At 70.6% G+C, this 25723-nt stretch carries 20 protein-coding genes; 13 read left to right on the top strand and 7 right to left on the bottom strand.

Features of this window, described 5'->3' with window-relative positions:
* Window positions 1–22: 22 nt before the first annotated feature.
* Window positions 23–1174 carry a serine/threonine-protein kinase gene (locus IU450_RS14920; protein WP_195150377.1) on the bottom strand — a complete coding sequence of 384 codons (1152 nt, stop codon included), beginning with the start codon at window positions 1172–1174 and terminating at the stop codon, window positions 23–25.
* Between the two features lie 163 nt (window positions 1175–1337).
* Here IU450_RS14920 and IU450_RS14915 point away from each other — a divergent pair, with 163 nt between their 5' ends.
* From IU450_RS14915 to IU450_RS14880, 8 genes are all read left to right on the top strand, one after another.
* Complete coding sequence (locus IU450_RS14915) at window positions 1338–2108, top strand: deoxyribonuclease IV (RefSeq protein WP_195150376.1); 771 nt, start codon at window positions 1338–1340, stop codon at window positions 2106–2108.
* Window positions 2109–2802: 694 nt separating this feature from the next.
* Window positions 2803–3735: a TauD/TfdA dioxygenase family protein gene (locus tag IU450_RS14910; protein ID WP_195150375.1), complete on the top strand. Its 933-nt coding sequence runs from the start codon at window positions 2803–2805 to the stop codon at window positions 3733–3735.
* Window positions 3736–4256: 521 nt separating this feature from the next.
* Window positions 4257–5477: a CaiB/BaiF CoA transferase family protein gene (locus IU450_RS14905; RefSeq protein ID WP_195150374.1), complete on the top strand. Its 1221-nt coding sequence runs from the start codon at window positions 4257–4259 to the stop codon at window positions 5475–5477.
* A complete protein-coding gene (locus tag IU450_RS14900; protein WP_157229815.1) occupies window positions 5474–5641 on the top strand; it encodes a hypothetical protein in 168 nt (55 codons plus the stop codon). The genes IU450_RS14905 and IU450_RS14900 overlap by 4 nt, the downstream gene beginning before the upstream one ends.
* Window positions 5638–6564: a hydroxymethylglutaryl-CoA lyase gene (locus tag IU450_RS14895; protein ID WP_195150373.1), complete on the top strand. Its 927-nt coding sequence runs from the start codon at window positions 5638–5640 to the stop codon at window positions 6562–6564. Before IU450_RS14900 ends, IU450_RS14895 begins: the two co-directional genes overlap by 4 nt.
* 129 nt (window positions 6565–6693) lie before the next feature.
* The gene (locus IU450_RS14890; protein WP_195150372.1) at window positions 6694–7470 is read left to right on the top strand and encodes an ABC transporter ATP-binding protein; all 777 of its coding nucleotides are present in this window, start codon (window positions 6694–6696) and stop codon (window positions 7468–7470) included.
* A 34-nt stretch (window positions 7471–7504) separates the two neighbouring features.
* Window positions 7505–10033, top strand: a complete 2529-nt coding sequence (locus tag IU450_RS14885; protein WP_195150371.1) for an ABC transporter permease — start codon at window positions 7505–7507, stop codon at window positions 10031–10033.
* Between the two features lie 429 nt (window positions 10034–10462).
* The gene (locus IU450_RS14880; protein WP_195150370.1) at window positions 10463–11293 is read left to right on the top strand and encodes a phosphatase PAP2 family protein; all 831 of its coding nucleotides are present in this window, start codon (window positions 10463–10465) and stop codon (window positions 11291–11293) included.
* A gap of 177 nt (window positions 11294–11470) precedes the next feature.
* Here IU450_RS14880 and IU450_RS14875 read toward each other — a convergent pair whose 3' ends face one another.
* The 5 genes from IU450_RS14875 to IU450_RS14855 form a co-directional block, all read right to left on the bottom strand.
* Window positions 11471–12115, bottom strand: a complete 645-nt coding sequence (locus tag IU450_RS14875) for an SRPBCC family protein (RefSeq protein ID WP_195150369.1) — start codon at window positions 12113–12115, stop codon at window positions 11471–11473.
* Between the two features lie 105 nt (window positions 12116–12220).
* On the bottom strand, window positions 12221–13378 hold the full coding sequence (locus tag IU450_RS14870) for a VWA domain-containing protein (protein ID WP_195150368.1): 1158 nt from the start codon (window positions 13376–13378) through the stop codon (window positions 12221–12223).
* A gap of 29 nt (window positions 13379–13407) precedes the next feature.
* The gene (locus IU450_RS14865; protein WP_195150367.1) at window positions 13408–15852 is read right to left on the bottom strand and encodes a DUF5682 family protein; all 2445 of its coding nucleotides are present in this window, start codon (window positions 15850–15852) and stop codon (window positions 13408–13410) included.
* Window positions 15849–16949: an ATP-binding protein gene (locus IU450_RS14860; protein WP_195150366.1), complete on the bottom strand. Its 1101-nt coding sequence runs from the start codon at window positions 16947–16949 to the stop codon at window positions 15849–15851. The genes IU450_RS14865 and IU450_RS14860 overlap by 4 nt, the downstream gene beginning before the upstream one ends.
* Window positions 16946–19813, bottom strand: a complete 2868-nt coding sequence (locus tag IU450_RS14855) for an SWIM zinc finger family protein (RefSeq protein ID WP_195150365.1) — start codon at window positions 19811–19813, stop codon at window positions 16946–16948. Before IU450_RS14855 ends, IU450_RS14860 begins: the two co-directional genes overlap by 4 nt.
* A 434-nt stretch (window positions 19814–20247) precedes the next feature.
* Between IU450_RS14855 and IU450_RS14850 the strand changes: the two genes are divergently transcribed.
* From IU450_RS14850 to IU450_RS14835, 4 genes are all read left to right on the top strand, one after another.
* Complete coding sequence (locus IU450_RS14850) at window positions 20248–22692, top strand: AAA family ATPase (RefSeq protein WP_228834549.1); 2445 nt, start codon at window positions 20248–20250, stop codon at window positions 22690–22692.
* 7 nt (window positions 22693–22699) lie between these two features.
* Window positions 22700–23182, top strand: coding sequence for a hypothetical protein (locus IU450_RS14845; protein ID WP_195150363.1), 483 nt, complete (start codon window positions 22700–22702; stop codon window positions 23180–23182).
* Between the two features lie 213 nt (window positions 23183–23395).
* Window positions 23396–23785 carry a YchJ family protein gene (locus IU450_RS14840; RefSeq protein WP_195150362.1) on the top strand — a complete coding sequence of 130 codons (390 nt, stop codon included), beginning with the start codon at window positions 23396–23398 and terminating at the stop codon, window positions 23783–23785.
* An 18-nt stretch (window positions 23786–23803) separates the two neighbouring features.
* On the top strand, window positions 23804–24079 hold the full coding sequence (locus IU450_RS14835) for a SelT/SelW/SelH family protein (RefSeq protein ID WP_043696962.1): 276 nt from the start codon (window positions 23804–23806) through the stop codon (window positions 24077–24079).
* Window positions 24080–24100: 21 nt separating this feature from the next.
* Here IU450_RS14835 and IU450_RS14830 read toward each other — a convergent pair whose 3' ends face one another.
* A complete protein-coding gene (locus tag IU450_RS14830; RefSeq protein ID WP_195150361.1) occupies window positions 24101–24328 on the bottom strand; it encodes an FmdB family zinc ribbon protein in 228 nt (75 codons plus the stop codon).
* 118 nt (window positions 24329–24446) lie between these two features.
* On the opposite strand from IU450_RS14830, the gene IU450_RS14825 reads away from it, so the two are divergent.
* The gene (locus tag IU450_RS14825; RefSeq protein WP_195150360.1) at window positions 24447–25583 is read left to right on the top strand and encodes an ROK family transcriptional regulator; all 1137 of its coding nucleotides are present in this window, start codon (window positions 24447–24449) and stop codon (window positions 25581–25583) included.
* The last annotated feature ends 140 nt before the right edge of the window (window positions 25584–25723 follow it).

Raw genomic sequence — 25723 nt, 5'->3', positions numbered from 1 at the left:
CATAGCAGTAGTCGCGCCCCGCCTATCGCTCGTCGAGCGTGGTGACGTGCGGGCGATCGACGGGAGCCGGACCGCCCGGCGGGGGCCGGGGGTTCGGAGGTTGCTGGTGCGGCCGCACCGCTGATCCCGGGCGCATGGGCAAGTTGGGCAACTCGATCAGGCCGGGGTGCGTGGGGCGGCGCGGCGGCAGGAAGCTCGGGCGCGGTGTGGGTGGACGGGGCGGTTCCTGCGGCCTAGCTCGGTGCTGCGGCACGGGATTCGGTGGCGTGCGGTGCGTCGGCGCGGTCGGGTGCCCGTCGGTGTGGAGGCCGTGCAGCGGCGCCGTTCGGTGCCTGCCGGGGTGTCCGGCGAGGGCGTGCTTCGCCGCGGCGGCGAACTCGGCGCAGCTGGCGAATCGATCCGCAGGCCGCTTGGCCATGGCGCGAGCCAGCACCGGATCGAGCGCGGGTGGCAGGCCGGGACGCACCCGGCTGAGCACCGGGATCGGCGCGTACAGATGGTTGTTCACCACGGCCGCGGGGTTCGCGCCGGGATATGGCGGCGCGCCGGTGAGCATCCAGAACAGCGTGCAGGCCAGCGAGTACTGATCGGCTCGGTCGTCCAGCGGCTGGCCGATCAACTGTTCCGGCGCGCCGAAGGCGAGTGTCGCGGTGATCGTGCCCGACGAGCCGATCGTGCTCTCCGCGCCGCGGATGCCCGCGATGCCGAAGTCGGTGAGCAGCACCCGTTCCGGCTGCCCGATCGGCGCCTTGGCCAGCAAGATGTTCGCCGGTTTCACGTCGCGGTGCAGCACTTGGTTGGCGTGCGCGAAATCGAGCGCGGCGGCGGTGTCGGCCACGATCTGCACCGCGCGGCCCGGGGCGAGTACGTCGACATCCGCGCAGGAGGCGTCCGCGCCGGGCACGTACTGCATGGAGATCCACAGCTGCCGGTCCTCCGTGCCGCGATCGAACACCGTGACGATGTTCGGATGGTCCAGCCGCGCGACCAGATCGGCCTCGCGCTCGAAGCGGCGGCGGATGTCGGTGTCGGCGTACAGGTCGCGTTTGAGCAGCTTCAGTGCCGTCAGCCGGGGCAGGCGCGGATGCTGGGCCAGGTACACGGTGCCCATGCCGCCGTGGCCGAGCACGCGCTTGATGACGTAACCTGCGAAGACGTCGCCGATCTGCAACACCGGTACACCCCCTTGTCGAGTCGAGCGCGCGGACACTATCCATGTATCTCGCCGGGCCATCGGGATGCAACAGTCGCGGCGAAACCTTCGGTCGTCGACCTGCGGCACGGTCACCTCGGTCCAGGCTCCGATTCCTGACACACCCACTCGTTAAGGTGACCGCATGCGCATTGGAGCACACGTCCGGCTCGACAGCGACCCGATCGGCTTCGGCGAGAAACTCGGCGCCGACGTCGTCCAGATGTTCGTGGTCGACCCGCAGAGCTGGGACAAACCCACCCCCCATCCGCGGACCGAGGAGATCCTCGCGAGCCCGATCGAGGTCGTGGTGCACTCCTCCTATCAGATCAACGTCGCGAGCCTGAACAACCGGCTGCGCATGCCCTCGCGCAACGCGGTGGCGCAGCAGGCGAAGGCGGCCGCCGAGCTCGGCGCGTTCGGCCTGGTGGTGCACGGCGGGCACGTGCGTTCCGACGCCGAGCTGGACACCGGGATCGACAACTGGCGCAAACTGTTCGAGCGTCAGCAGGACAAGGGCGGTTTCGCGGTCCCCATCCTGATCGAGAACACCGCGGGCGGCAATCACGCCATGGCCAGGCACTTCGATTCCATCGCGCGGTTGTGGGACGCGGTCGGCGACTACGGCGCGGGCTTCTGCCTGGACACCTGCCACGCCTGGGCCGGCGGTGAGGAACTGGTCGGCGCCGTCGACCGGATCAAGGCGATCACCGGACGGATCGACCTGGTGCACCTGAACTCCTCACGCGACGAGTTCAACTCCGGCGCCGACCGGCACGCCAACTTCGCCGACGGCACCATCGACCCGCAACTGCTCGCCGAGGTGTGCCGGACCGCAGGCGCTCCCGTGGTGCTGGAAACCCCGGCCGACGGACTGGCGGAGGACCTGGCATACCTGCGGGAGTGCTGTGTTTGATGTGCAGCGCCTGCGGCGCTGTGTGTTCGCGGCCCCTTTGTGGCTCGCGTCCGAGTGGGCGAGACTCGCGACTTCGTCGCATGCGCTTCGCCCACTCGGACACGAGCCGGGCCGCGAACGGTGCTCGTAAGACTCGCACCCGGCGGGGCTGGGTCGGTCTTGCTCCTGCTGCTTTGGGGTTTTGCCACGATGCGGTTCGCAGGGCTGTTCCGATTTGCTGTGACCGCAAGCGTGTCGCTGAATGGGTAGCAACGGGTCGTGATCGGTGCTCGTTAGGCGCTGTGTTGTTTTTGCAGCGCCTGTGGCGTCGCGTGTCGGTGGCTCCGGGAGGTCTCACGCCCGAGCAACCGAGACTCGCGTCTGGTAGCGCATGCACTCGGCCGGGAGCCGGGCCGTGAACGGTAGTCGTAGGGCTCGCACCCGTGGGGCTGGGTCCGTCTGGCTTCTGCTGCTTTGGGTTCTGTCACGATGCGGCTTGCCGGGCTGTGTCCGGTTGCGGTGACCGCCGCGCGAGCGTGTGGGCGATTGGGTGCGCACGGCCGCAGAGGGTGGTTGCGGGGCTCGCGCGGCACGGGGTCGGGCGGCTCCGGTCGTCCTGTGTTGTGATCAGCGCGACGAAAACCCTGGTCGGCGGGGTGGTTTCGGTGATGTGCTCGACAGAGCAGTAACCGATCTCGACAGCGAAGGTGATCTCATGACGGTCGCAACCGCCACCCCATCCACCGCCTCGGTGACCAGGCTCGGCGCCCGGATCGGCGCGCGGATCGACAACGTCCGGCTCGGCGGCGACTTGGACGCGGCCACCGTCGACGTGATCCATCGCGCGCTGCTGGAGCACAAAGTCATCTTCTTCCGGGGACAGGACCACCTCACCGAGGACGGGCAGTACGAGTTCGCCCAGCTGCTCGGCTCGCCGACCACCCCGCACCCGACGGTCACCTCGCACGGTGTGAAGAGCCTGGCGATCGATTCCGAGAACGGCCGCGCGAACAGCTGGCACACCGACGTCACCTTCGTCGACCGCGTCCCGAAGGCGTCCATCCTGCGCGCGGTGCATCTTCCGCCCTACGGCGGCGCCACCACCTGGGCGTCAACCGCCGCGGCCTACGAGTCGCTGCCGGAGCCGCTGAAGCGGCTCGCCGAGTCCCTGCGCGCCGTGCACACCAATGTCTACGACTACGCCGCGCGCACCGGTGAGGAGCAGCGCCCCAACTCCGCCGCCTACCGCGCCGAGTTCGAGTCCACCTACTACGAGACGGAGCATCCGGTGGTGCGCGTGCACCCCGAGACCGGGGAGCGCGCATTGCTGCTCGGCCATTTCGTCAAGCATTTCGTCGGGCTCTCCAGCACGGAGTCGCACGCCCTGTTCCGGCTGTTCCAGGACCGCGTGACCCGTCTGGAGAACACCGCCCGCTGGAACTGGGCGCCGGGCGACGTCGCCATTTGGGACAACCGCGCCACCCAGCACTACGCCATCGACGACTACGACGACCAGCCGCGCAAGCTGACCCGCATCACGCTGGCCGGCGACGTCCCGGTCGGCGTCGACGGAGCGGCGAGCACCATCATCGCGGGCAGCGCCGAGCACTACTCGATCATCGAGGACACGCAGCTGCTCGCGTCCTGAGCGGACCCCGCATGGTTGCCGGGCGCGAGCCCGGCCGTTGAGGGGCCATGCGGTGTCCCCGGGTCCCGGATGGGACGGCTCCCCGCCACCACCTAGGCGATCCCGCTGTCCAGTCGCCGAGTACGCCCGACAACGCGGATACGACCCTGCTCACGCGAACCGCAGCCCAGCCCGCTGGGCTGCGAGCCAGCACGCCCCGCCCCCGTCGGTGCAAGTGTTGTGAACACCGTTCGCGGCAGGTTCGGACCCAGTCGGCAACGCGTGATTGCTGCGATTCGGACAGAGTCTCGCGAGTCGGATTCCATGGCATCGCCGCAGGAAGGAGGAGCGAGACCGACCCAGCCCCGCCGGGTGCGAGTCTTACGAGCGCCGTTCGCGGCCCGTCTCGTGTCCGAGTGGGCGAAGTGCATGCGCCGTAGGCGCGAGTCTCGGTCGCTCGGGCGCGAGACTTCCCGGGGCCGTGAACACGCAGCGCCGCAGGCGCTGCAAAAACCAACACAGCATGGTCCACACTGGTTGCCATGAGTATTCGGCCGCTGGACGGGGTTCGCGTCCTGGAACTCGGCAATTACATCGCCGCGCCGACCGCCGGGCGCATTCTCGGTGATTTCGGCGCCGAGGTGATCAAGGTGGAGCGCCCGAAAGCGGGTGACGAGTTGCGCAACTGGCGGCTCTACGGCGGAGACACCTCGATGCTCTACCGGACGATCAATCGCAACAAGAAGTCGATCACCCTGGATCTGCGCACCGAGGCGGGGCGCGGCATCGTGCTCGACCTGGTCCGGCGCTGTGACGTCCTGCTGGAGAATTTTCGGCCCGGCATGCTGGAGAAGTGGGGCCTGAGCCCGGAGGTGCTGAACGAGGCGAATCCGGATCTGGTGATCACCAGGATCTCCGCCTACGGGCAGACCGGGCCGATGTCGCAGCGTCCCGGGTTCGCCGCGGTGGCCGAGGCGGTCGGTGGCCTGCGCGAGCTGGTCGGCGATCCGGACCGTCCTCCGGTGCGTACCGGCGTCTCGATCGGCGACTCCATCGCGGGCATATACGCCGCGTTCGGCACGGTGATGGCGCTTTTCCAGCGTGAGCGCCGCACCGAGCGGGACGCGCCGGTTCCGCTGCGGGAGCGCGTGATCGACGTGGCGCTCAACGAGGCGATCCTGTCGGTGATGGAATCGCTGGTGCCGGACTATCTGGCCTACGGCATCCAGCGCGAACGCGTGGGCGGGCGGATGGAGGGCATCGCGCCGAGCAACGCCTACCCGTGCTCCGACGGAACCAGCATCATCATCGGCGGCAACGGCGACGCAATCTTCCAGCGCTACATGGCTGTCATCGATCGGCCCGACCTGGCCGCCGACCCGGAACTCCAGGACAACGCGGGCCGCTGGCGCCACCGTGAGCGGCTGGACGCGGCCATCGGCGAGTGGACGGTCCGGCACAGCCGAGCGGAGGCGCTGAAGATCCTCGAAGCCGCCGCGATTCCGTGCGGCCCGATCTACACCGCGGCCGACATCGTGGCCGACGAGCAGTATCGGGCCCGCAATATGATCCAGCCGTTCGCCGTGGACGTCGGTGCGCCGGAGCCGAAGGTCGTCGGGTTTCCCGGCATCGTCCCGGTGATCGGCGAACAGTCCCTTCCCATCCGTACCGTCGGCCCCGACCTGGGTGAACACACCCGGGAAGTGCTGTCCGACGTGCTCGGCATGACCGAAGCCGAGATCGACGCGTTGGAGGCGCCATGACCATGCAGCCACACGACCGGAGGCGTCCGGAAGGACGCGGAGCGCGGGAACTGCGTGCGCCGGGCAGCAGCAGGCCCGCGGTGCAGCCGAATCCCACGGGGGCGGGCGAGAAGCCATGGGGCGGCGTGATGTGCGGCCGCCGCCAGAAGCGGGAGCAGCGATGACCGCGCCGGTGCTGCGCGACGTCACGCTGCGCGACGGACTGCAGCTGACCGGCAAGCTGCTGCCGGTGCAGCGCAAGGTGGACATCGTGCGCCGCCTGCTCGCGCTCGGAGTGCCCGCGCTGGAGATCGGTTCGATGGCGCGCCCGGACCTGGTCGCACCGATGGCGAACACCATGGAGCTGGTCGCGGCGCTGACGCCGGAGGAATTGCGCCGCTGCTGGGTGTGGGTGGCCACGCCGCGGCACGTGGAGAAGGCCGCCGCGGCCGGGGTGCGCAACTTCCAGTACTGCTTCTCGGTCTCCGACGCGCACAATCGGGCGAACATCGGCCGCGACACCGCCGCCAGCGTCGCCGCCATGCCCGACGCGGTGCGCCTGGCCCGCGAGGTGGACGGGTCGATCCAGTTGTGCTTGGCGACGGCTTTCACCTGCCCCTTCGACGGCCCGGTCGACCCGGAGCGGGTGCTGGCCATCGCCTGCGATCCGCGCACCGACGGCGCGGACGACATCGTCCTGGCCGACACCCTGGGACAGGCCCATCCCGGCCAGGTCGCCGCGCTGGTCACCGCGGTGCGCGACCGCACGCCGCCGCGACGCGTCGTCTTCCACGGCCACGACACCTGGGGGATGGGCGTGGCCAACACCCTCGCCGCGGTCGCGGCCGGTGCGGGCATGGTCGACGGCGCTCTCGGCGGACTGGGTGGCTGCCCCTTCGCGCCGGGCGCGAGCGGCAACACCGCTTCGGAGGACATACTCTTCGCCACCAGGCCGGATTGGTTCGATCCCGCGACACTGGCCTCGTTGGCGGACCTGTCGGAGGACCTCCTCGCCGAACTCGGCGAGCCCAACCGATCGCGCGCACTGGAAGGCGCCCGATCGAAGGCATCGGCCTTCGAGTGGGTCGTGGGTACACAGCGCCCCTAGCCGGAGCCCGCGAGCCACAAGGGGGCCGCGAACCCGCAGCGCCACAGGCGCTGCAAATCCAACACCGCAAATCCAACACAGGGTTTTCCCTGATGGCGTGCGGGAGCGAAGCCGGTAAGACTGGACGGCATGACTTCGCAAGCTTTGGGCGCCGAGATCGCCGATACGGCGGCTCCGACCGATGTCGCGGCCCACGCTATCGAACTGACCAAGGTCTACGGATCGGGTGACACCCAGGTCAGGGCATTGGACGGAGTGTCGGCCGTGTTCGCGAAGGGGGAGTTCACCGCGATCATGGGCCCGTCGGGATCGGGCAAGTCGACTCTCATGCACTGCCTGGCCGGGCTGGACAGCGCCAGTTCCGGCACCGTCCGCATCGGCGACACCGACCTGACCACCCTGTCCGACAAGCAGATGACGCGCCTGCGGCGGGACCGGATCGGCTTCGTCTTCCAGGCGTTCAACCTGGTGCCGACGCTCACCGCCCTGGAGAACATCACGTTGCCGCTGGACATCGCCGGGCGCAAGGCCGACCAGGAGTGGTTGGACACGGTGCTGAAGCGGCTCGGGCTGGTCGATCGGCTCACCCACCGCCCCAGCGAGCTGTCCGGCGGTCAGCAGCAGCGGGTGGCCTGCGCCCGCGCCCTGGCGGGCAAGCCGGAGATCATCTTCGGCGACGAGCCGACCGGCAACCTGGACTCGCGCGCCTCGGAGGAGGTGCTGTCGATCCTGCGCGCCGCGGTGGACGAGTTCCGGCAGACGGTCGTGATCGTGACCCACGAACCGCACGCGGCCGGGTTCGCCGACCGGGTGGTGTTCCTGGCCGACGGACGCATCGTCGACGAGATGCGCGATCCGACCGCCGACACCGTGCTGGACCGGATGAAAGCGTTGGAGCAGGCGTGACCGGGTCGTCGCGGAAGATTCGGGGGCGGGCGTGATGGCCGCGAGTCCGATGCGGAAGGTGGCGCTGCGCAATCTGGCCGCGCACAAAGTGCGGCTCGCGCTGACGCTGTTGTCGGTGGTGCTCGGCACCGCGTTCATCGCGGGCTCGTTCGTGTTCACCGACACGCTGCAGAGCACCTTCGACGGGATCTTCGCCGGCGAGGCGAAGGGCGTCGACGTCCGGGTGAGCCCGAAGGAGCGCCAAGCACAGGGCATTCCGAACAACGTGGTGGACGAGCTGGTGAAGTATCCCGGCGTCCGCACCGTCGCGCCGAGCGTGAACGGACCGGTGGTCCTGCTCGATCCGGCGGGCAAGAAAGCCGTGCAGACCGGCGGGGCGCCTACGCTCGGCAAGTCGTATCTGCCGCCGGAGAAGGCCGTCGCGGAGCCGGAGAAGTTTCTGCAGGGCCTCCCGCCCGCCCGGTCCGGCGAGATCGCGCTCAACACCGGCGGCGCCGAGCGAGCCGGGCTGAAGGTGGGCGACCGGACCAAGATCCTCATCCCCTCCCAGGCCGATCCCATCGATGTGACCCTCACCGGGATCTACGAGGTGCCCTCCGACACCGGCGGTTTCATCGGGGTGCTGTTCGACGACACGCAGGCGCGCAAGCTGTTCACCGACGGACTGCACGTCGCCTACGTCGATCTCGCGGCCACCGGCATTCCCGGCGACGAGCTGCGCGACAACCTGGCCAGGGAGCTGCCGGGCTACAAGGTGCAGAACGGCGACCAGGTGCGCGCGGACCTGAAGAAGGAAGTCTCCAACGCGCTCAACTTCATCAACTACTTCCTGCTCGCCTTCGGTGCGATCGCGCTGATCGTCGGCACGTTCATCATCTACAACACCTTCTCGATGATCGTCGCGCAGCGTTTGCGGGAGCTGGCGCTGCTGCGCGCGGTGGGCGCGAGCAGGCAGCAGGTCGGCCGATCAGTGGTGGCCGAGGCGTTCGTCATCGGTTTGATCGGCAGCGTGATCGGCCTCGCGGGCGGCGTCGCGCTCGCGTTCGGATTGTCGGCGGTGCTGAACGCGTTCGACCTCGGATTGCCGACCGGATCGATGGCGGTGCGTCCACGCACCATCGTGGTCGGGCTGCTGGTCGGTCTCGTGGTGACGGTGGTGAGCGCCTATGCCCCCGCCCGCCGCGCCGCGCGGATCCCACCTGTGCAGGCCATGCGCGAGGAGTTCGCGTCCGCTGGCGAGTCGTTGCGCTGGCGGACCGTCTTCGGCGTGGTGCTCGCCGTGCTCGGCGCGGGCTTCGTCGTGCTGGGTGCGCAGCGCACCGGCGGTACGGCGGCCGCCACGGTCGGGGTCGGCGCGCTCGGCCTGATCTTCGCGGTGCTGCTCGCCGCGCCCGCGCTGTCGCGGCCGGTGGTCGGCGGGCTCGGGGTGCTGGTGCGCCCGTTCGGGCCGATCGGCCGCATGGCGCGCAACAACGCGGCCCGCAATCCGCGCCGCACGGCCGCGACCGCGTTCGCGCTCACTCTGGGGCTGATGCTCGTCTCGGCGATCGGCATGCTGGGCGCCTCGGCGAAGGCGAGCGTCGGTGTGCTGGTGGACAAGGGTGTGCGAGCCGACTACGTGCTGGCGGGACCGCAGTTGCTCGGCGTGCCGTTCGGCGCGGCCGACGCCGCCCGCACCGACGTGCCCGGCGTGCAGCAAGTGGTGGGTATGCGAGGTGCAGGCTTCAAGCTCGGCGACGAGCAGGTGTTCGCCACGTCACCGGACGGGCCGCTGAACGGCGTGCTGAACTACGAGATCGTGCGCGGCAGCGACACGCTCGGCGCCCGCGATGTGCTCGTGTCGGAGGACGAGGCCTCCGACCGCGGCTGGAAGGTCGGCGACCAGGTGACTCCGACCAGCGTCGACGGCAAGAAGGTCCCGCTCACGGTGACCGGCGTGTACAAGAAGAATCCGCTGCTCGGTCCGATGGTGGTCTCGCAGACGGTCTACGACGAGGTGGTCCCGCTCAACTTCCGGACCAACTTCCTGGTGCTGATCGAGGCGCAGCCGGGCGCGAACATCACCCAGATGCGCGCCGACCTGGAGAAGGCCACCGAGCGGTTCGTCGTGGTGCAGGTGCAGGACCGTGAGGAGTTCAAAGGCGCGCAGGGCAAGCAGATCAACACCCTACTGGCCATCCTGTACGGCCTGCTCGCCTTGGCGGTGGTGATCGCCATCCTGGGCATCGTCAATACGCTCGCGTTGTCGGTGGTGGAGCGGCGCAGGGAGATCGGCATGCTGCGCGCCGTCGGCATGCAGCGCGCCCAGGTGCGCCGCACGATCTATCTGGAGTCGATGCTCATCGCGGTGTTCGGCGCGATCGTCGGCATGGTGCTCGGCCTCGGCCTCGGTGTCGGCTTCCTGCGCACGCTGCGCGACTTCGGCCTCGACCAGATCGCCGTCCCGTGGAACCAGTTGGTGCTCGTCCTGGTCAGCTCGGCGGTCGTCGGCGTGCTGGCCGCCCTCTGGCCCGCGGTGCGCGCGGCGCGCACGCCGCCGCTGGCTGCCATCGCGGATCTCTGAGTCCGTGCGGCGCACAGCCACTGTGCGCCGCACGGGCCGTGAGGGCTCGGCTTCGGCGCCGCGCCTGTATCGCCGATGCACGTGGACACGCGGCGTCGGCTCTTTCTCCGGCGTGCGTCCGGCTGGGTCATCTTCGCCCGGCGGATGAGCGCTCGGCGTCGCGCATCATGCCGCCGGTGGGCCCTGACACACCCTCGATTTCGCCGACCGCCGGCTGGACTCGGGCCGAGCGGGAGACGCTGCCCGGGCAGAGGCAGCACAGATCGCGAATTCGCTTGTGCTGTAAGCGAACTCGGCTACCGGCGCGCCGGTGTCTGTCCCGTCACATCCTGCTGAAGTTGTCCGGTCCGTAGTGCTACTTTAAACGGAGGCTATCACTCCACTTAACTTTCGGTAACGGCCTGGTTCAACGGGGAAGGAGGCCGCGCGATGGTCGCTGTGGACTTCGTGGGTCCGAGCGCCGGACTCGGGTTCGCACCGGGCGGAGTCGTCGAACGGGTGCGGGCGGCGGTGCGCGGTCGCGGCGGCGAGGCGCTCGGGCAACTGCTCCTGATCACCGTGCTCTACCTCGGCTATCGCGCGGGGCGGCTGGTCACCGCCGACCACACCGGGCGCGCCATGGTCAACGCGCACGGGCTGCTCGGCCTCGAGCGGCGGCTCGGTCTGCCGGACGAGCAGCAGGTCCAGGCGTTGTTCCTGCACCGCGACTTCCTCGCGGTACCGGCCAATTTCTATTACGCAGGCGCGCATTTCACGGTGGCCGTCGGGGTTCTGCTGTGGCTGTGGATGTTCCGGCCCGAGCACTATCGCTGGACCAGGAACCTCATGGCGGCGCTGACCGGAGCCGCGCTCCTGGTGCACATGCTGGTCCCGCTCGCGCCGCCGCGCATGCTGCCCGATCGTGGTTTCGTCGATCTGGCCGCGCTGTACGGCCAATCCGTCTACGGGGAGACCGATTCCGGCGGCCTTTCCAATCAGTTCGCGGCTATGCCATCGCTGCACGTCGGCTGGGCGTTGCTGCTCGGTGTCGCCGTGGTCGCCGCGACTCGCACGCCGTGGCGCTGGCTCGCCCTGGCTCATCCGGCGCTCACCACGCTCGTCGTCGTGGGCACTGCCAATCACTACTGGCTGGACGCGCTCGTCGCTGTCGTATTGCTGGCAGTGGCCGCCGCTCTGCATCCCTTCGTGGTGCCCGCAGCGGCCACCGCATGGGGCGTGATGGGTCCCGTTCCGCCGAAACCCGTTTCGATCAGGCCGTAGCCGGTCGTACACGCCCCAGGGCGATGACTCGAAAAGTGCTCGATTGCGCCTACGATCGCACTGCCGTCCTGTTCGCCCGCCCGGACAAGGAGTTGCCATGGAACCGCTGACCGTCCTGAACACCCTGCTGTCGCTCGTCGTTCAGATCGTCGCCCTGGTGCAGGAGATCGCCGCCGGTCACTCCGGCTGACCGGTTCTGGGCGAGCCGGTCGCTGCTTCCGCGCCGCTCTTCATCGCCGCGAGGGTTTCCCGCATGAGCGCGGGCATGGCGCGGCCGACGAAGGTCGACACCAGGGGACGCAATGGCGCAGCGGTCGGTTGGAACGAGTACGTCCAGGACACTTCGGTCCTGCCGTCGTGGTCACGGAAGGTGAACGCCGCGACCGCGTGGTCGACCGCGTAGCGCTGCTGCGGCTCGGTGAAGCCCCATACCATGTAGCGGAACGTGTCGCTCGTGTCGTCGAGCACCTCCTCGACCAGGTAGTGCCCGCTCGCGAACTGCACCCGGCGCCGATCTCCCGTGCGATCGGTGCCGGCGTCCCACGCGCCGATGAGGATGTCGGTCCGCACCACCCGGGTGGCATCGTCGTCGCTCTGGATCAAATCGCCGAGGTGTAGTTCCGGATCGTTGACCCAGCGAAGATAGTCGCTCCTGGCGACGTCGATGACGATCGATTCGGTGTGGCTCACATAGCCGTTCGCGGCGAGCGTGGGGTGGGGCTCGGTGTACGCGGGCGGTGCCGAGGGCGGTTGCCGCAACTCCTGCGGGCCGAGCACGGCCCCGAGCAGCCCGATGACCGCGCTGAGCAGACGGATCGACATGTCCGATCTCCTGTCTGGGTTGACGTTGTCAACCGACGGTAACCGCCTGGGTTGACAACGTCAACCAAGGCGGGATCTGCCAGGAGAGTCGCGTATGGCGCCGATCTAGTGATGCGCCGCGTTGGCGTGCGACCAGGACTGGACGTCGCCTCGGTCGAGCGCCACTGCCAGCAAGTCCGGGAATTTGTCCGGCGTGCAGGCGAAGGCCGGGATGCCCAGTGCGCCGAGGGCCGCGGCGTTGTCGTGGTCGAAGGCGGGGGCGCCGTCGTCGGAGAGGGCGAGCAGCACGACGACCTGCACGCCGGACTCCTGCATCGAGCGGACTCGGCGCAGCATCTCGTCGCGGATACCGCCCTCGTAGAGGTCGGAGATCAGGACGAACAACGTGTCGGCCGGGCGGGTGATCAGGGATCCGCAGTAGGCGAGCGCCCGATTGATATCGGTGCCGCCGCCGAGCTGCGTGCCGAACAGCACGTCCACCGGATCGTCGAGTTTGTCGGTGAGGTCGACGATCTCGGTGTCGAAGACCACCAGCGAGGTGCGCAGCGACCGCATCGAGGCCAGCACCGCGCCGAACACCGACGCGTACACCACACTGGCGGCCATCGAGCCGGACTGGTCGATGGCCAGCACCACGTCGCGCCGCACCGCCTGGGCCTTGCGGCCGTAGCCGACCAGCCGTTCGGGTACCACGGTGCGATGCTCGGGCAGGTAGGTGGCGAGGTTCTTGCGAATAGTGCGGTCCCAGTCGATATCGCGCAATTTCGGCCGGCTGACGCGAGCGGCGCGGTTCAGCGCACCGGAGACCGCGGTGACCGTGTGCGCCGCGACGCGCTGCTCGACCTCCCGCACCACCTTCTCCACCACCATGCGCGCGGTCGCCTTGGTGGTCTCGGGCATCACCCGGTTCAGGCTCAGCAACGTGCCGACCAGGTGCACGTCCGGCTCCACCGCTTCGAGCAGTTCCGGCTCCAGCAGCAACTGCGTGAGATCGAGTCGCTCCACGGCGTCGCGCTGCATGACCTCGACGACCGTCGCGGGGAAGTAGCTGCGAATGTCGCCGAGCCAGCGGGCCACGCGCGGTGCGGAACCCTGCAAACCACCGGTGCGCTTGCCGGGCGAGGTCTCGTCATCGGTGTTGTACAGCGCCGACAGCGCACGGTCCATGGCCGCGTCCGCGCCGGAACCCAGCCCGCCGAGCCCCTCCTCCGCCGCCGCGCCGAGCACCAATCGCCAACGCCGGGAGTGTGCTTCGTCGCTCATGCCGTGTCCTCGCCCTGCCGCCCGATCGCTCATACCGTGACCCCCAATATCTCCGCTGCGGTGCGCACCGCGGCTGCGGCTCGGTCCGCGTCGATGCCCGCGACGGCCGCCTCGGCGGCCACGGACCCACCGTCGCGGACGGCTTGTCCGATCGCGCGGCGCTCACCCGATTCGAACGCGCCGAAGGTCCGGCGCAGCAGCGGCAACGTCTCGACGAACGTGTCGTCCCCGAGCCCGCGTAACCAATCGTCGATGAGCCGCAACAACTCTCGATCGTGGACCAGCAGCAGGCCACGACCGCCGAGGAATCCGTCGATCCACGCCGCCTTCGCCGCGGCGGTCGCGCCGACCGACAGGGCCGCGGACAGTCTGCGCGCGGATTCGGGGTCATCGATGCGGCCCGCGTCGGCGAGCAGGCGAACCGCACGCCCGACGAGCGCGCCGTGCACGTCGTCGCGATCGGCGACGCGACGCAAGGCGGCCAGCCACTCGCCGGTGGCCCAGCCGTCGTCCCTGGTGTGTATCGCGGTGTGCGCCGCGTCCAGCAGGCCGCGCAGTTCGGTGGCGGCGTCGGTGTCCAATCCGGTGACCGCGGCGGACAGGCCCGCGCAGATGCGCACCAGCAGGCCATCGGCGACGTGGGCCAGCGCTTTGGTGTCGGTGCCGCGCACGTCGCCGTAGCGCAGTGTGCGGATCAGGCCGGGCAGCGCGGCGAGCAGGTGGGTGACATCGTGGTCCAGCGCGGCGGTGGACTCCAGCCTGGCGATCAATCCGTCGGTGGCCCCGCCGAGGTCGGCGAGCAGCGCGACTTCCAGCGCGGCGGTGAGGTCACCGACGGAGCGGTCGGCGCGGCCCGCGGTGTCGAGGATCTTCGCCTCCGCCGCGGTGCGGATGGTGGTGCCCCAGCGCGAGGCCTCGATGATCGAGATCGCGTACTCGGGATGCCACCGCAGCGTCCAGGTTTCCCGGAAGGTGCCGGTGCTGCGCACCTCGCTGGTGGTGAGCGTGCCCCAGTCGATTCCCAGCACCCGCAGCCGGTGCAGCAGGCGCGACCGCTCGACCTCGCGTTCCTTGCGCAGATCCAGGTCGACGGTGCGGGCCGAGGGCTCCTGCTTCATCCGGAGCGACCGGATGGTGGCGCGCAGGTCCGCGTCCAGCGGCACGGTCGGCGTCTGCTCGGGAACGGCGCCGAGCGCCTCGCCGACGACGAGTTCGCCGATCACCAACCGCAGCATCGTCTCGTCCCCGCCGCACAGCACCGACCGTGTGGCCTCGGTGACCTCCGACAACCCGGCGAGCGGGCGGTCGCGCAGCGCGGCGAGTGTGTCGGCGAGCCGGACGGCCTCGATGACGTGCGCGCTGGAGACGGGCAGGTCGTGGGCGCGCAGCACACCGGCGACCTTGGTCAGCCAGCGGGCGATCGGTCGTTCGGTCTCGGTGAACAGGTGGTGGTACCACCCCGGCGAGGTGACACCCGCGCCGTAGCCGGAGGTCGTGGACAACCGTGAATGTGTCCACGGCACCCAGGTGAGCCGGGCTTTGGTCTTCGGCAGCCCTTTGAGCAACCGGGCGTCGGGCGCGGCGGGCCCGAGCGCGCCGCTGAGCGCGGGCGCATGCCACGCACCGCACACCACCGCCAACCGTGTCGCTCCGTCCTTCAGAGCTTTGCGCATGGTCTGGCGCATATGGGCTTCGCGCCGCAGCGTGTGGGCATCGACCACGAGGGGCTCGGATGGTGATTCGCGCAGAGGGGATTCGGCGACCGCCTCAGCGACCGAATCGAACTCCGGCGAGGGCTCATCCGCAGATGGTCCCTGCGATGGTGGGGTGGTCGCGGATCGACCGCGCCCCGCGTCGGCGGCCTGCGACCGGTCATCAGCCGCATCCGCGGGTGCGTGATGCGGCGAGTGGTCGTTCGCGTCCGATGAGCCGCTGTCCGGCGTCACGTCGCCTTGCCGCGCGGTGTGTTCGGCGGATTCGCGCAGCACGCCCATCGCCTCGGTGATCGGGTCGAACGCGTCGGCGTCGGGCACGGATTCGACGACGGCGTCCCACCAGCGTTCGGCGTCGTCGTAGCCGCCCGCCTCGGCGAGCGCGGCGAGGGGATCGAAGCGGTCGCCGGGTTCGTCCTCGGTGGCGAGCACTGCCGACGCGGGCAGGTCGCAGAATCGCACGGGCACGTCGTTGTCCACGGCGTATCGCAATGCTTGCCACTCGGGGGAGAACACCGCGTACGGCCAGAACGCGGCTTTGGCGGGTGCGTCGGGAACATAGGCCAGCAGCGCGACCGGCGGCGTCATCCCCTCGGCCGCGACGTAGCCCACCAGGGGATCGGCGTCCGAGGGCCCCTCGATGAGGATCAGGTCGGGCCGGAACGCCGCCAGCGCCAGCCGCAGCGAGCGCGCCGACCCGGGACCATGGTGGCGGATGCCGAAAACCCTGGTCACCGGAGCGGATTCGGCGGGAGAGGTCACCCGGTGACCTCCCGGCAGGCGCGGTAGAAATCCGCCCAGTCGGGCCGCTCGCGGACCACGGCCTCCAGGTACTCGGTCCACACCACCGCGTCGGCCACCGGGTCCTTGATCACCGAGCCGAGCACCGCGCCCGCGATGTCCGAGGCGCGCAGCACGCCGTCGCCGAAGTGCGCCGAGAGTGCGATGCCGTTGGTGATCACCGAGATCGCCTCGGCCGTGGACAGCGTCCCGGACGGTGACTTGAGCTTGGTGCGGCCGTCGGCGGTGCTGCCCGAACGCAGCTCGCGGAAGACCCGCACCACTCGCCGCACCTCCTCGGCCGCCGCGGGCACGGTGGGCAGTTCCAGTGCGGAGCCGAGCTGCTCGACCCGCCTGCTGACGATGGCGACCTCCTCGTCCTCGCTCGCGGGCAGCGGCAGCACCACCGTGTTGAAGCGGCGGCGCAACGCGGAGGACAGTTCGTTCACCCCGCGGTCGCGGTCGTTCGCGGTGGCGATGACGTTGAAGCCCTTGGCCGCCTGGACCTCGCGGCCGAGTTCGGGCACCGGCAGGGTCTTCTCGGACAGGATGGTGATCAGGGCGTCCTGCACGTCCGAAGGGATGCGGGTGAGTTCTTCGATCCGGGCGATGGAACCTGTCCGCATGGCGGTGAGCACCGGCGACGGCACCAGCGCGGCGTCGCTCGGTCCCTCCGCGAGGAGCCGAGCGTAGTTCCAGCCGTAGCGGATCGCCTCCTCGGCGGTGCCCGAGGTGCCCTGCACCAGCAGCGTCGAGGCGCCGCTGATGGCGGCGGAAAGGTGTTCCGAGACCCAGGTTTTGGCGGTGCCGGGCACGCCGAGCAGCAGCAGCGCCCGGTCGGTGGCCAGCGTCGCGACCGCCACTTCCATCAGCCTGCGCGGGCCGACGTACTTCGGGGTGATCACGGTGCCGTCGCCGAGGGTGCCGCCGAGCAGATAGGTGACCACCGCCCAGGGCGACAACCGCCACGAGGGCGGACGGGTCCGGTCGTCGGCGGCGGCGAGGGCGCGCAGTTCGTCGGCGTACGCCTGCTCGGCGTGCGGGCGCAGCAGGGCCGGGGTGGGGTCGGTGGTCGTCACTGCAACTCCTCGAGCATCATCGAGCGGTGGTTGAGGTCGTGGGCGAGCTGGTCGAAGGCGCGCTCCCAGGCGGGATCGTCGCATCGGCGGGCCACCGCAGACAGATTGCCCGCGGCGGTGATCGGGAGGTGGACGGCGGCCGTGGCGAGCAGCGACCGGTGCGCGTTCGGCGACGCGCCGTGCGCCTCGGGCCGCCGCGCCGCCGCCCGCGCCCGTTCGAAGAGCAGCAGGACGACGTGCTGGGCGAGCGCCTCCGGCCACGGATGGCCCATCGCGGGCAGCAGCGCCTCGATCTCCGAGAGCCAGGAGCCGTCCAGCCGCACCAGGTGAGCGGTCCGGTCCGATAGCGGCAGCAGCGCGAACAGCTCGCGCCTGCGCAACATCGCCAGGTCGGTGGGGACACCGGCTTCGAACAGCGCCCGCGCCCAAGCCGAATCGCGCTGGGCCAGTGCGGCGTCCACCCAGCCGTCGAAGACCGGCTGGCGGAACCGGTCCTCGATGGTGGCGCGGACCGCCTGCTGCGGGGTGCCGAGCACACCGGTCCAGTGCGTCAGCGCGGTCGCGGCGACCACCTGCCGCAGCCGCGCCGCTGACACGTCGGGCGCGCCGTTCCAGCGGTAGGCGAATTCGGACGTGCGATCGGTGATTCCGTCGCGCTGCGCGGCGGCGTCGAGCGTATCCGGAAGGGCGAGAACAACCTGCGTGTGCAGCATGCGGTGCTCGGCGCGCAGCCACGCGCTCGCCCGGCCGCGCATGCGCAGGCTGAAGGCCGATTCCGGGAGCAGCGCGAGCAGTCCGGCGGCGGTGCGGCGCACGTCCGCCCGCCGGTCGTCCAACGCCGTTTCCAGCAGGGGCTCGTCGTCCGGCCCGAGTCCGTCGGCGAGCAGGGCCAGCAGTTCGGCCTTCAGCGGCCCGGTCTCCTTCGGCCACGCCGCGGTGAGCGTCGTCCTGGCCGCCTCCGCGTCGTCGTGCCGGAGGGCGGCCAGCCAGTCGCGCCGCTCGGCGGGCCGGCCGAACAGCCAGGTGTCGGCGGAGCGTTCGGATCCGGGCGACGGCTGCCGTACCAGGTCGCGCCAGTCCGGATGCCGGGCCGCCAGCCAGCTGCCCCGAGTGCCCGCCAAGCGCAGCAGCGGCTCCCGCAAGGTGGCGTTGATCTTCGCGTGCTCGAGCAGTTGTTCGCAGAGCGCGTCCGGGGCCCGATAGTCGTGCGGCGCTGCCGCGTCGAACCATTCGGGAAGGAATGCCGAACGCTCCCGCAGCATGCGTGCCAGGCGTGCCGCGGCCGGGCGCGGCAGCATCGGGCGCGGATCGTCCGCCGCTGGTTCCGGCGTCGCCGCGGTGGCGGGCGCGACCCCGCCTCGGCGGAAAAGGTCGTGCAGCGCGGCGGATTCGAGCAGCCGCAACGCGGGGTCGCTCGGCAATCGCTCGGCGGCGCGCGCGATCGGGTGCGCCAGCGCGGAGAGATCCGGGGCCCGGCGCGCGGTGCCCAGCAGCGCGACGGAGGTGAGGTCCGCGCTCGCGGACGACCCAGCGGGCGAACGGGGCACGTCGCGGCCGAAGGTGTCGGTCGGCGTCAGGTCGGTCACCTCGCCCGCGGTGAACACCGAGATCGGCGCCAACCCGTCTGGGCTCCACTCGCCGATCACGGTCACGGGGTGACCGCCGGAGACGGCCATCAGCGTCCACGGCTGTTCGCCCGGCCGGATCGGCAGCGCCGTGCCGTCGGATTCGGTGACGTACCAACCCTGTTCGGTCCGCGTGGGCACCACGTGGGCCAACAGCATCGGCCATGAACGCAGCCACGGATCGGCGCCCAGCGCGGTCGCGTGCGCGGCCAGCGCGGCGGCAATCGTGGCGGCCCGGCCGGTTTCGGCGGGCAGTGTGGTGAAGGGTTCGGCGACGCCGTGCCGTTCACCCCACAGTGCTCGCAGCGGTGCGGCGCCCGGATAGAAATGCAGCTCGGCGTCGGCCAGTTGCCCGAGTGCGGGAACGTCGGCCGGGAAGCCGGGGGAACCGAAGGAATGATCGACCACCAGCGCCCAGCGCCCGGTTTCCCGCCCGTACAGCCAGGCTCGCCGGGTGTAGAGGCGTTCTTCCTCGGTGATCCGCAGGCCGAACACCATCCATCGGTCCCGGACCGGAGCTTCGGCGCGCACCGTCTCGGCCGGGCTGGGGTATCCGACGTGCGTTCGGATGCTGGCGCGCAGTGCGGGCGGTACCGCGTCGAGCTGCCGGTGCGCGGCGATCAGCAGGTGCATCCGCGCGTACTCCCGCAGCACCACGTCGGGCCAGTCGGTTCTGGTGGCCACGGCTGCCGGGAGCCTGCGCAAGGCGGAGGCGAGCCCCGGGGCCTGCGCGTCGACCATCCTGGCGGCGACGGCCTCGAAGGCGCGGTAGGACCGATCGGCCTGCGCGAGCCCGGTGCGCACCTGATCGCCGAGCCAGACGTCGAGTTCCTCCAGCCCCGCCGTCACTCGTACCCGGCGCTGTTCGGCGGTGGCCGGGTTCGCGGTGCGGGTGCGGTCGGCGGTCGCGGCGCGCGCCGCACGTCCGCCGATCCACGACGCCGCGTAGTCCGCCGTCTCCGCGGCCACGGCGACCTCGCCCGCGGCCCAGCGCAGCAACAGCGACAGCGCGTGCTTGCAGGGGAACTTGCGGCTCGGGCAGGAACACCGGTACGCGGGACCGGACAGGTCGACGATCGTCTGGTACGGCGTAGCCCCGCTGCCCTGGCACCGGCCCCACAGCGCCGCGCCGTGTTGCCCGCTCTCCTGCCAGCGGTTCACCAGCTTGCGTGCCGCCGACAGCGAGCTCGCGTCCGGCGCCAACGCCGTGACCTGGTCTTCGGTCCACGGCGTCGTCATCGCGCGGCTCCGGCTCGGTGGTGCCTCATCGCTTCCTTCGTTGCTCGGTTGACCGGATTTCTACCCCAGCGCACCGACAACTACCGTCGCCGGTACCGCGCCGGGAACGGAACCGCTTGCCCCTGCGTCATATTCGCCGATCGGACGATCTTGCGCCGATCGGGGCGCTCTGGCATTCTGTCCTGTTCGGCTCGACCGAGCCACCCAGAACGGGTGTCGACACCATCGAGCTGCCCGCCGGGGTTGGCGCGAGGGGTGGACATCGAGACGCGGCGCAGGCGCTTCGATGACCATATTTCCATCCCCGCGGGCAGATTCGCATGGGCGCGGTGTGCGATTCGAACGCGATCGGGTAGCGTTTCGCCCAGCTTCGACAAGGCGCCGCGCACGGGGTCGGAGGAGTGTGCGGCTCGATGGTGGAGGGGATTTTTCGCATGCGCCTGGATCCCGACGCTGTCCAGGCCGCCGGATCCGCGGACGCCACGCCCCGGCTCTCGGAGGTGGTGACCCGGCGCCTCGCCGAGGACCCGGCGGTGACGCCCTCGGTCACGCGGACCGTGCTGCGCGCCCTCGGCGCAGCCGAATCAGATGACGCGACAACGATGTTCGATCACTCCGGGATCTTCCTCAGCGCCATCCGGGTGTGCGGTTTCCGCGGCATCGGTCCGGAGACGACGCTGCAACTGCCGCCCGGTCCGGGTCTCACGCTCGTGGTCGGTCGCAACGGCAGCGGCAAATCCAGCTTCGCCGAGGCCGCCGAATTGGCCCTGACCGGCGGCAATCGCCGCTGGGACGGCCGATCGGCGGCCTGGCGGGAAGGCTGGCGCAACCTGCACGACGGCACGGCCGCCCGCATCGAGCTGGAACTGCTCACGGCGGGCGACGCCCCCCGGCTGACCATCACCAAGGAATGGGCGCCCGACGCGGATCTGTCGGACGCGCACTGGACCCAGCGGTATCCGCCCGCGCCGCCGAGTATTTTCGACACCGACCGCTGGGCGGCGCAGCTCGAGCTCTACCGCCCGTTCCTTTCCTACAGCGAGCTCGGTGCGCTGGTGGACGGGAAGCCGAGCGACCTGTTCGACGCGCTGCACCAACTGCTCGGGCTCGACGAGCTCACCCTGGCGCAGGAGCGGATCCGGATGCGCCGGCTGCAACTGGAACGCGCCGTGCGAGATTCGCGTCAGGAACGGCTGGAACTGCTGGAGCTGCTCGCGTCGGTCGCCGACGACCGCGCGGTCCGGGTGGCCGGGCTGCTGCGCCCCGCCCAGCCGGATCTGGCGGCCGTGGGCCGCGAGGTGCTGGGTGCGGTGGACGACCCGGCCGGACCGGACGGCCTGCGCGCGATCGTGCGGCTCGCACTGCCCGACGACGCCGAAGTGGAAGCCGTGGCGTCCCGGCTGGAGGCGTGCGGCGCGGCTCTCGCGCAGGGCGCCACCGCCGACGCCGAAGCCGATCTGCGCCTGCTCGACCTGCTGCGCAAAGCGCGCGAGCACCAGGCGGCGAGTGGAGCCTGCCCGTGCCCGGTGTGCGGCCGCGGCGCACTCGACGAGGCGTGGGTACGCGAGACCGATGCGGCCATCGAGCAGCTGGCCGCCCGGGTGGACGCGCTCACCACCGCCCGCATCGAGCTCGGCAACGCCGTGCGGGCCGCGCGGGCGCTTCCCGATCTCGTTCCCGCCGAACTGGATTTCGATCCGCGCAATCCTCCGTCGGTGGACACCACGGCGGTGCGCGGGGCCTGGGCCGACTGGGCCGCGCTCACTACCACCGAATACACCACTGACCTGCCCGAACGTCTGCGCGTCGCGCATGCGCGGCTGGTCGACGAACTCGACCTGCTGCAGAAGGGCACCCGCAAGGAACTCGACCGCTTGGACGAGGTGTGGACGCCGCTGGTGCCGCGGATCGTGGCCTGGCTGGACGGCGCGCGCGAAGTGGCCGCGCACGCGGCGGAACTGCGCACAGTGAAGAAGGCCGAGGATTGGCTTAAGTCGGCCACCGCGGGGCTGCGCGGTGAACGAATGACGCCGCTGGAAACGACGGCCCGCTGGGTCTGGCGCACGCTGCGGCAGCAGAGCAACGTCGAATTGGGCGCGATCCGCTTGCAGGGCAACGCGGGCACCGCGCGCCGCGTCCTGCTGGACGTGACCGTCGACGAGGTGGACGGCGCCGCGTTGGGTGTGATGAGCCAAGGCGAGTTGCACGCGCTCGGTCTGTCGCTGTTCCTGCCGCGAGCGACGGTGGAGGAGAGCCCGTTCCGCTTCGTCATGATCGACGACCCGGTGCAGGCGATGGACCCGGCCAAGGTGGACGGCCTGGCGCAAGTGCTGGCTACGGTCGCCTGGAGCCGTCAGGTGGTGGTGTTCACCCATGACGAGCGCCTCGCCGAGGCGGTGCGGCGGATGCAGCTCGACGCCACCGTGCTCGAGGTGCAGCGCCGCGACCGCTCGGTGGTCGAGGTGCGGGTGTCCAGCGACCCGATCCGCCGCTATCTGGACGACGCACGCGCCTTGGTGCGCACCCCGCAGTTGCCCGCGGCGATCGCGGACGAACTGGTGGCCACGTGCTGCCGCTCGGCGGTGGAGGCGGCCAGTCTGGCCAGGGCGCGGCGCACCCTGCTGGCCGAGGGCATGAACCACAACGAGGTGGAACGCCACATCGACGCCGCGCACTCCACCAGGGCGAAGGTGGCGCTGGCGGTGTTCGGGGTCGGCAGCAAGGTCGACGACCTGAACAAGAACCTCATCGCGCGGGAAGGACGGTGGGTGGTGGACGCCCTGCGCGACGCCACGGCGGGCGCGCACGTGCCGATCGGACGTGACATGCGCGAGCTGATCGGTGAGACGGAGAAGTTCATCGCGTGGCTGGCTCGGTGAAGCGCCGATGAGCGGGCGGCGTCGGCCGGTCGGCGCGCGCCGCGGGCCCGCGGAGGGCGGGCGCGGTTCCCGGCACGGGCAGCGGCGGAAGAACGGCGCGCACCGGTCACGGGCGAATCGGCCGTCGGTCGCCGAGCGGCTGGAGACCGTCGATCTGCTGCTCGGCGGATCGGTGACCGACGCGGGCGGACTGTGGTCGCGGGCGACCGCCTGGATTCTGCGAATCGCCCTGGAACAGGCCGTGGACGACCTGTGGCTGCGGCTGGCGCCCGCGCTGATCCGCTGCCCGATGCGAGCGCAGCTGATCGCGCTGCGCGCCTTCGCGGGGCCGGACGTGGCGGCGCGCGTGGCGGTGCTCTGGGCCGCCCTCTCGCGCGCCGCCCACCACCACGACTACGAACTCGCGCCGAGCGTCACCGATCTGCGGCGCTGGCGGGAGCAGACGGTCGCCTTGGCCGCGGACCTGGCGGCGGTCGAGGCGCACCGTTGACGCTCGGCAGTCGCGCACCTGGTTGCGGGTGTGCGACGAGGGTCGACCAGGGCGGTCCCGCGTGCGGCTCTCAGGTTTGCCCGAGGCGGCGCGACACGGCGATCATGATGGACCCGGCCGAGCACGGACGGGAGATGGCATGACCGGCTCCCACCGGAGGTGGTCGCACAGCACGGCCACGACGGGTCGCGCTCGTGCCGGAGAGGAGACAGCGTGAGCGGAGCACGACGGTGCCCGTGCGGGCGCGGTGACGCGTACGACGAGTGCTGTGGCCCGGTGCTGCGCGGCGAGCGTCCCGCCGCGACCGCCGAAGCGCTGATGCGGTCGCGCTACACCGCGTTCGCCGTGGGCGACGTCGACTATCTGCTGCGTTCTTGGCACCCGCGCACCCGCCCGCGCGAGTTGACCCTCGATCCGGCGCAGCGCTGGCTGTTCCTGGAGATCATCCGGACCGACCGGGGTGGACTGTTCGACGAGACCGGCACGGTGGAGTTCGTCGCGCACTACCGGGACGCGGACGGCCGCGGCGCACTGCGCGAGGTCAGCAGGTTCGCCCGGTCCGACGGCGCCTGGGTGTACCTGGACGGCACGCACGACGCCTGACCGGTAGCGTCGACGGGCATGGCACGCGTCGCGATCGAGTACTGCACCCAATGCCGCTGGCTGCTGCGGGCGAGCTGGATGGCGCAGGAACTGCTCAGCACGTTCGCCACCGACCTGGACGAAGTCGCGCTCGTCCCGGGTTCGGGCGGGATCTACCGGATCACCGTCGACGGCGAACAGATCTGGGAGCGCAAGGCCGACGGCGGATTCCCCGACATCGCGGTGCTGAAGCAGCGGGTGCGCGACCGGGTCGCCCCCGAGCGCGACCTCGGCCACGTCGACCGGCGCGACTGAGACCGCACCGGCCGCACCGGGTCATCCGCAGCAGCCGCCACCGCAGCAGCCGCCGCCGGCCGGGGGCGCGGCGGGACTCGGCGCGGGCGCGCTCCCGCCGCCCCGGGAGACGGTGGCGAAGGTGGTCAGCAACTTGACCGTGTCGTCGTGGCCGGTCGGGCAGGTCGCGGGCGCCGACGCCTCCGCCATCGGGCGGGTCACCTCGAACGTGTCGCCGCAGCTGCGGCACCGGTAGCTGTAACTCGGCATCCGCTCAGTCTAGGTCCTGCGCCCCACTGCGTTCGGATCGCACTGCGCCGAAATCTTCGCACCCGCGCGCCGCGTCCGTACCGTGACTGGGCAGCGCGGCGATGAAGAGGTGACGGCGATGGCGGACGGCAGCGCGGGAGCGGTACTTCGGGCATTGCTCGACCTGGGCCCGGCGCCGCGCAGCGCGATCGCGAAACACGCGGGCATCTCACCGGCCACGGTCACCTGGCAGACCCGCGCGCTGCTGGAGGCCGGGCTGATCATCGAGCTGCCCGAGACCGCGGGAGCCTCCGGCATCGGCAGGCCGCACAGTCCGCTGGCGCTGGACACCGCCGACAACGTGGCCATCGCGGTGCATATCGCGGCCACCCACACCACCATCGCGGTGGTGGATATCGGCGGCACACTGCGGCAGACGACAAAGGTGCCGCATCGCACGCACGCCCCCTACGACATCCTGGCCACGGCGGCGGCCGAGGTGTGCCGGGTCCGTGACGAGTCGGACGGGCTGCGGATCGTGGGCTTGGGGGTCGCGACCGGCGGCCGGGTCGACCGGGCGGCGGGATCGGTCGTCGGCCATTCGTTCCTGCGCTGGCACGACATCCCCGTGCGGGAGTATCTCGCCGCGCGCACGGGATTGCCGACCCAGCTCGACAGTCACACCAGAGCGCTGATGCACGCCGAGCAGCTGTTCGGCCGCACCGGCGCGACGGCCGGCTCCGTGGTGCTGTTCGTCGGGAACGTGATCGACGTGGCCATCGCCGTGCACGGGCAGGTGCACTACGGACCGAGGTCGGGTGCGGGCTCGATCGAGACGCTGCTCGGCCTCGGCGCGGGGAAAAGCATAGGACAGCAGCCGGTTTCGGCGCTCGACGACTACTACTCCGATCATGCGCTGCTCACGCGCTGCGGTGTGGCCTCGACGATGCCGGACCTGGTGGCCGCCGCTGCCGACCGGGCGTCCGTGCGCGGCCTGTTCCTCGAGCGCGCCCGGGTGCTGGGCCGGGTCGTCGCGGCTCTGATCGATCTGCTCGATCCCGAATCGGTGGTGATTGTGGACCGCGGCCGTCGCGTCGCCGGTGTGTGGGAGGCGTATCTCGCTGCCGTGCGGGAGCATTCGCTGCTTTGTGCCGACCCGGCCGAGCTGGTGGTCGGCTCGTCGTTCGAGGGACGGGTCCTGGAGATGTCCGCAGGCGCGGTGGTGCTGCACGATCTGTTCCACACGCCGTTGCGCGCGCTGGAGGCCGCGGTTTGACTCCGACTTATTTTAAGTAGAACGAATATTGACGCGCGGTGCGGATATTCGGGAGAGTTATTTCATGAAAGAAATGAACCGCACCATCGCCGAAATCGGATCGCAGCAGCTGTGTTGTCCGGGAACGAAATATTCCCGAG

The organism is Nocardia abscessus, assembly GCF_015477775.1.
GTDB classification, from domain to species: domain Bacteria; phylum Actinomycetota; class Actinomycetes; order Mycobacteriales; family Mycobacteriaceae; genus Nocardia; species Nocardia abscessus_A.
This window is presented reverse-complemented; position numbering and strand designations above follow the sequence as displayed.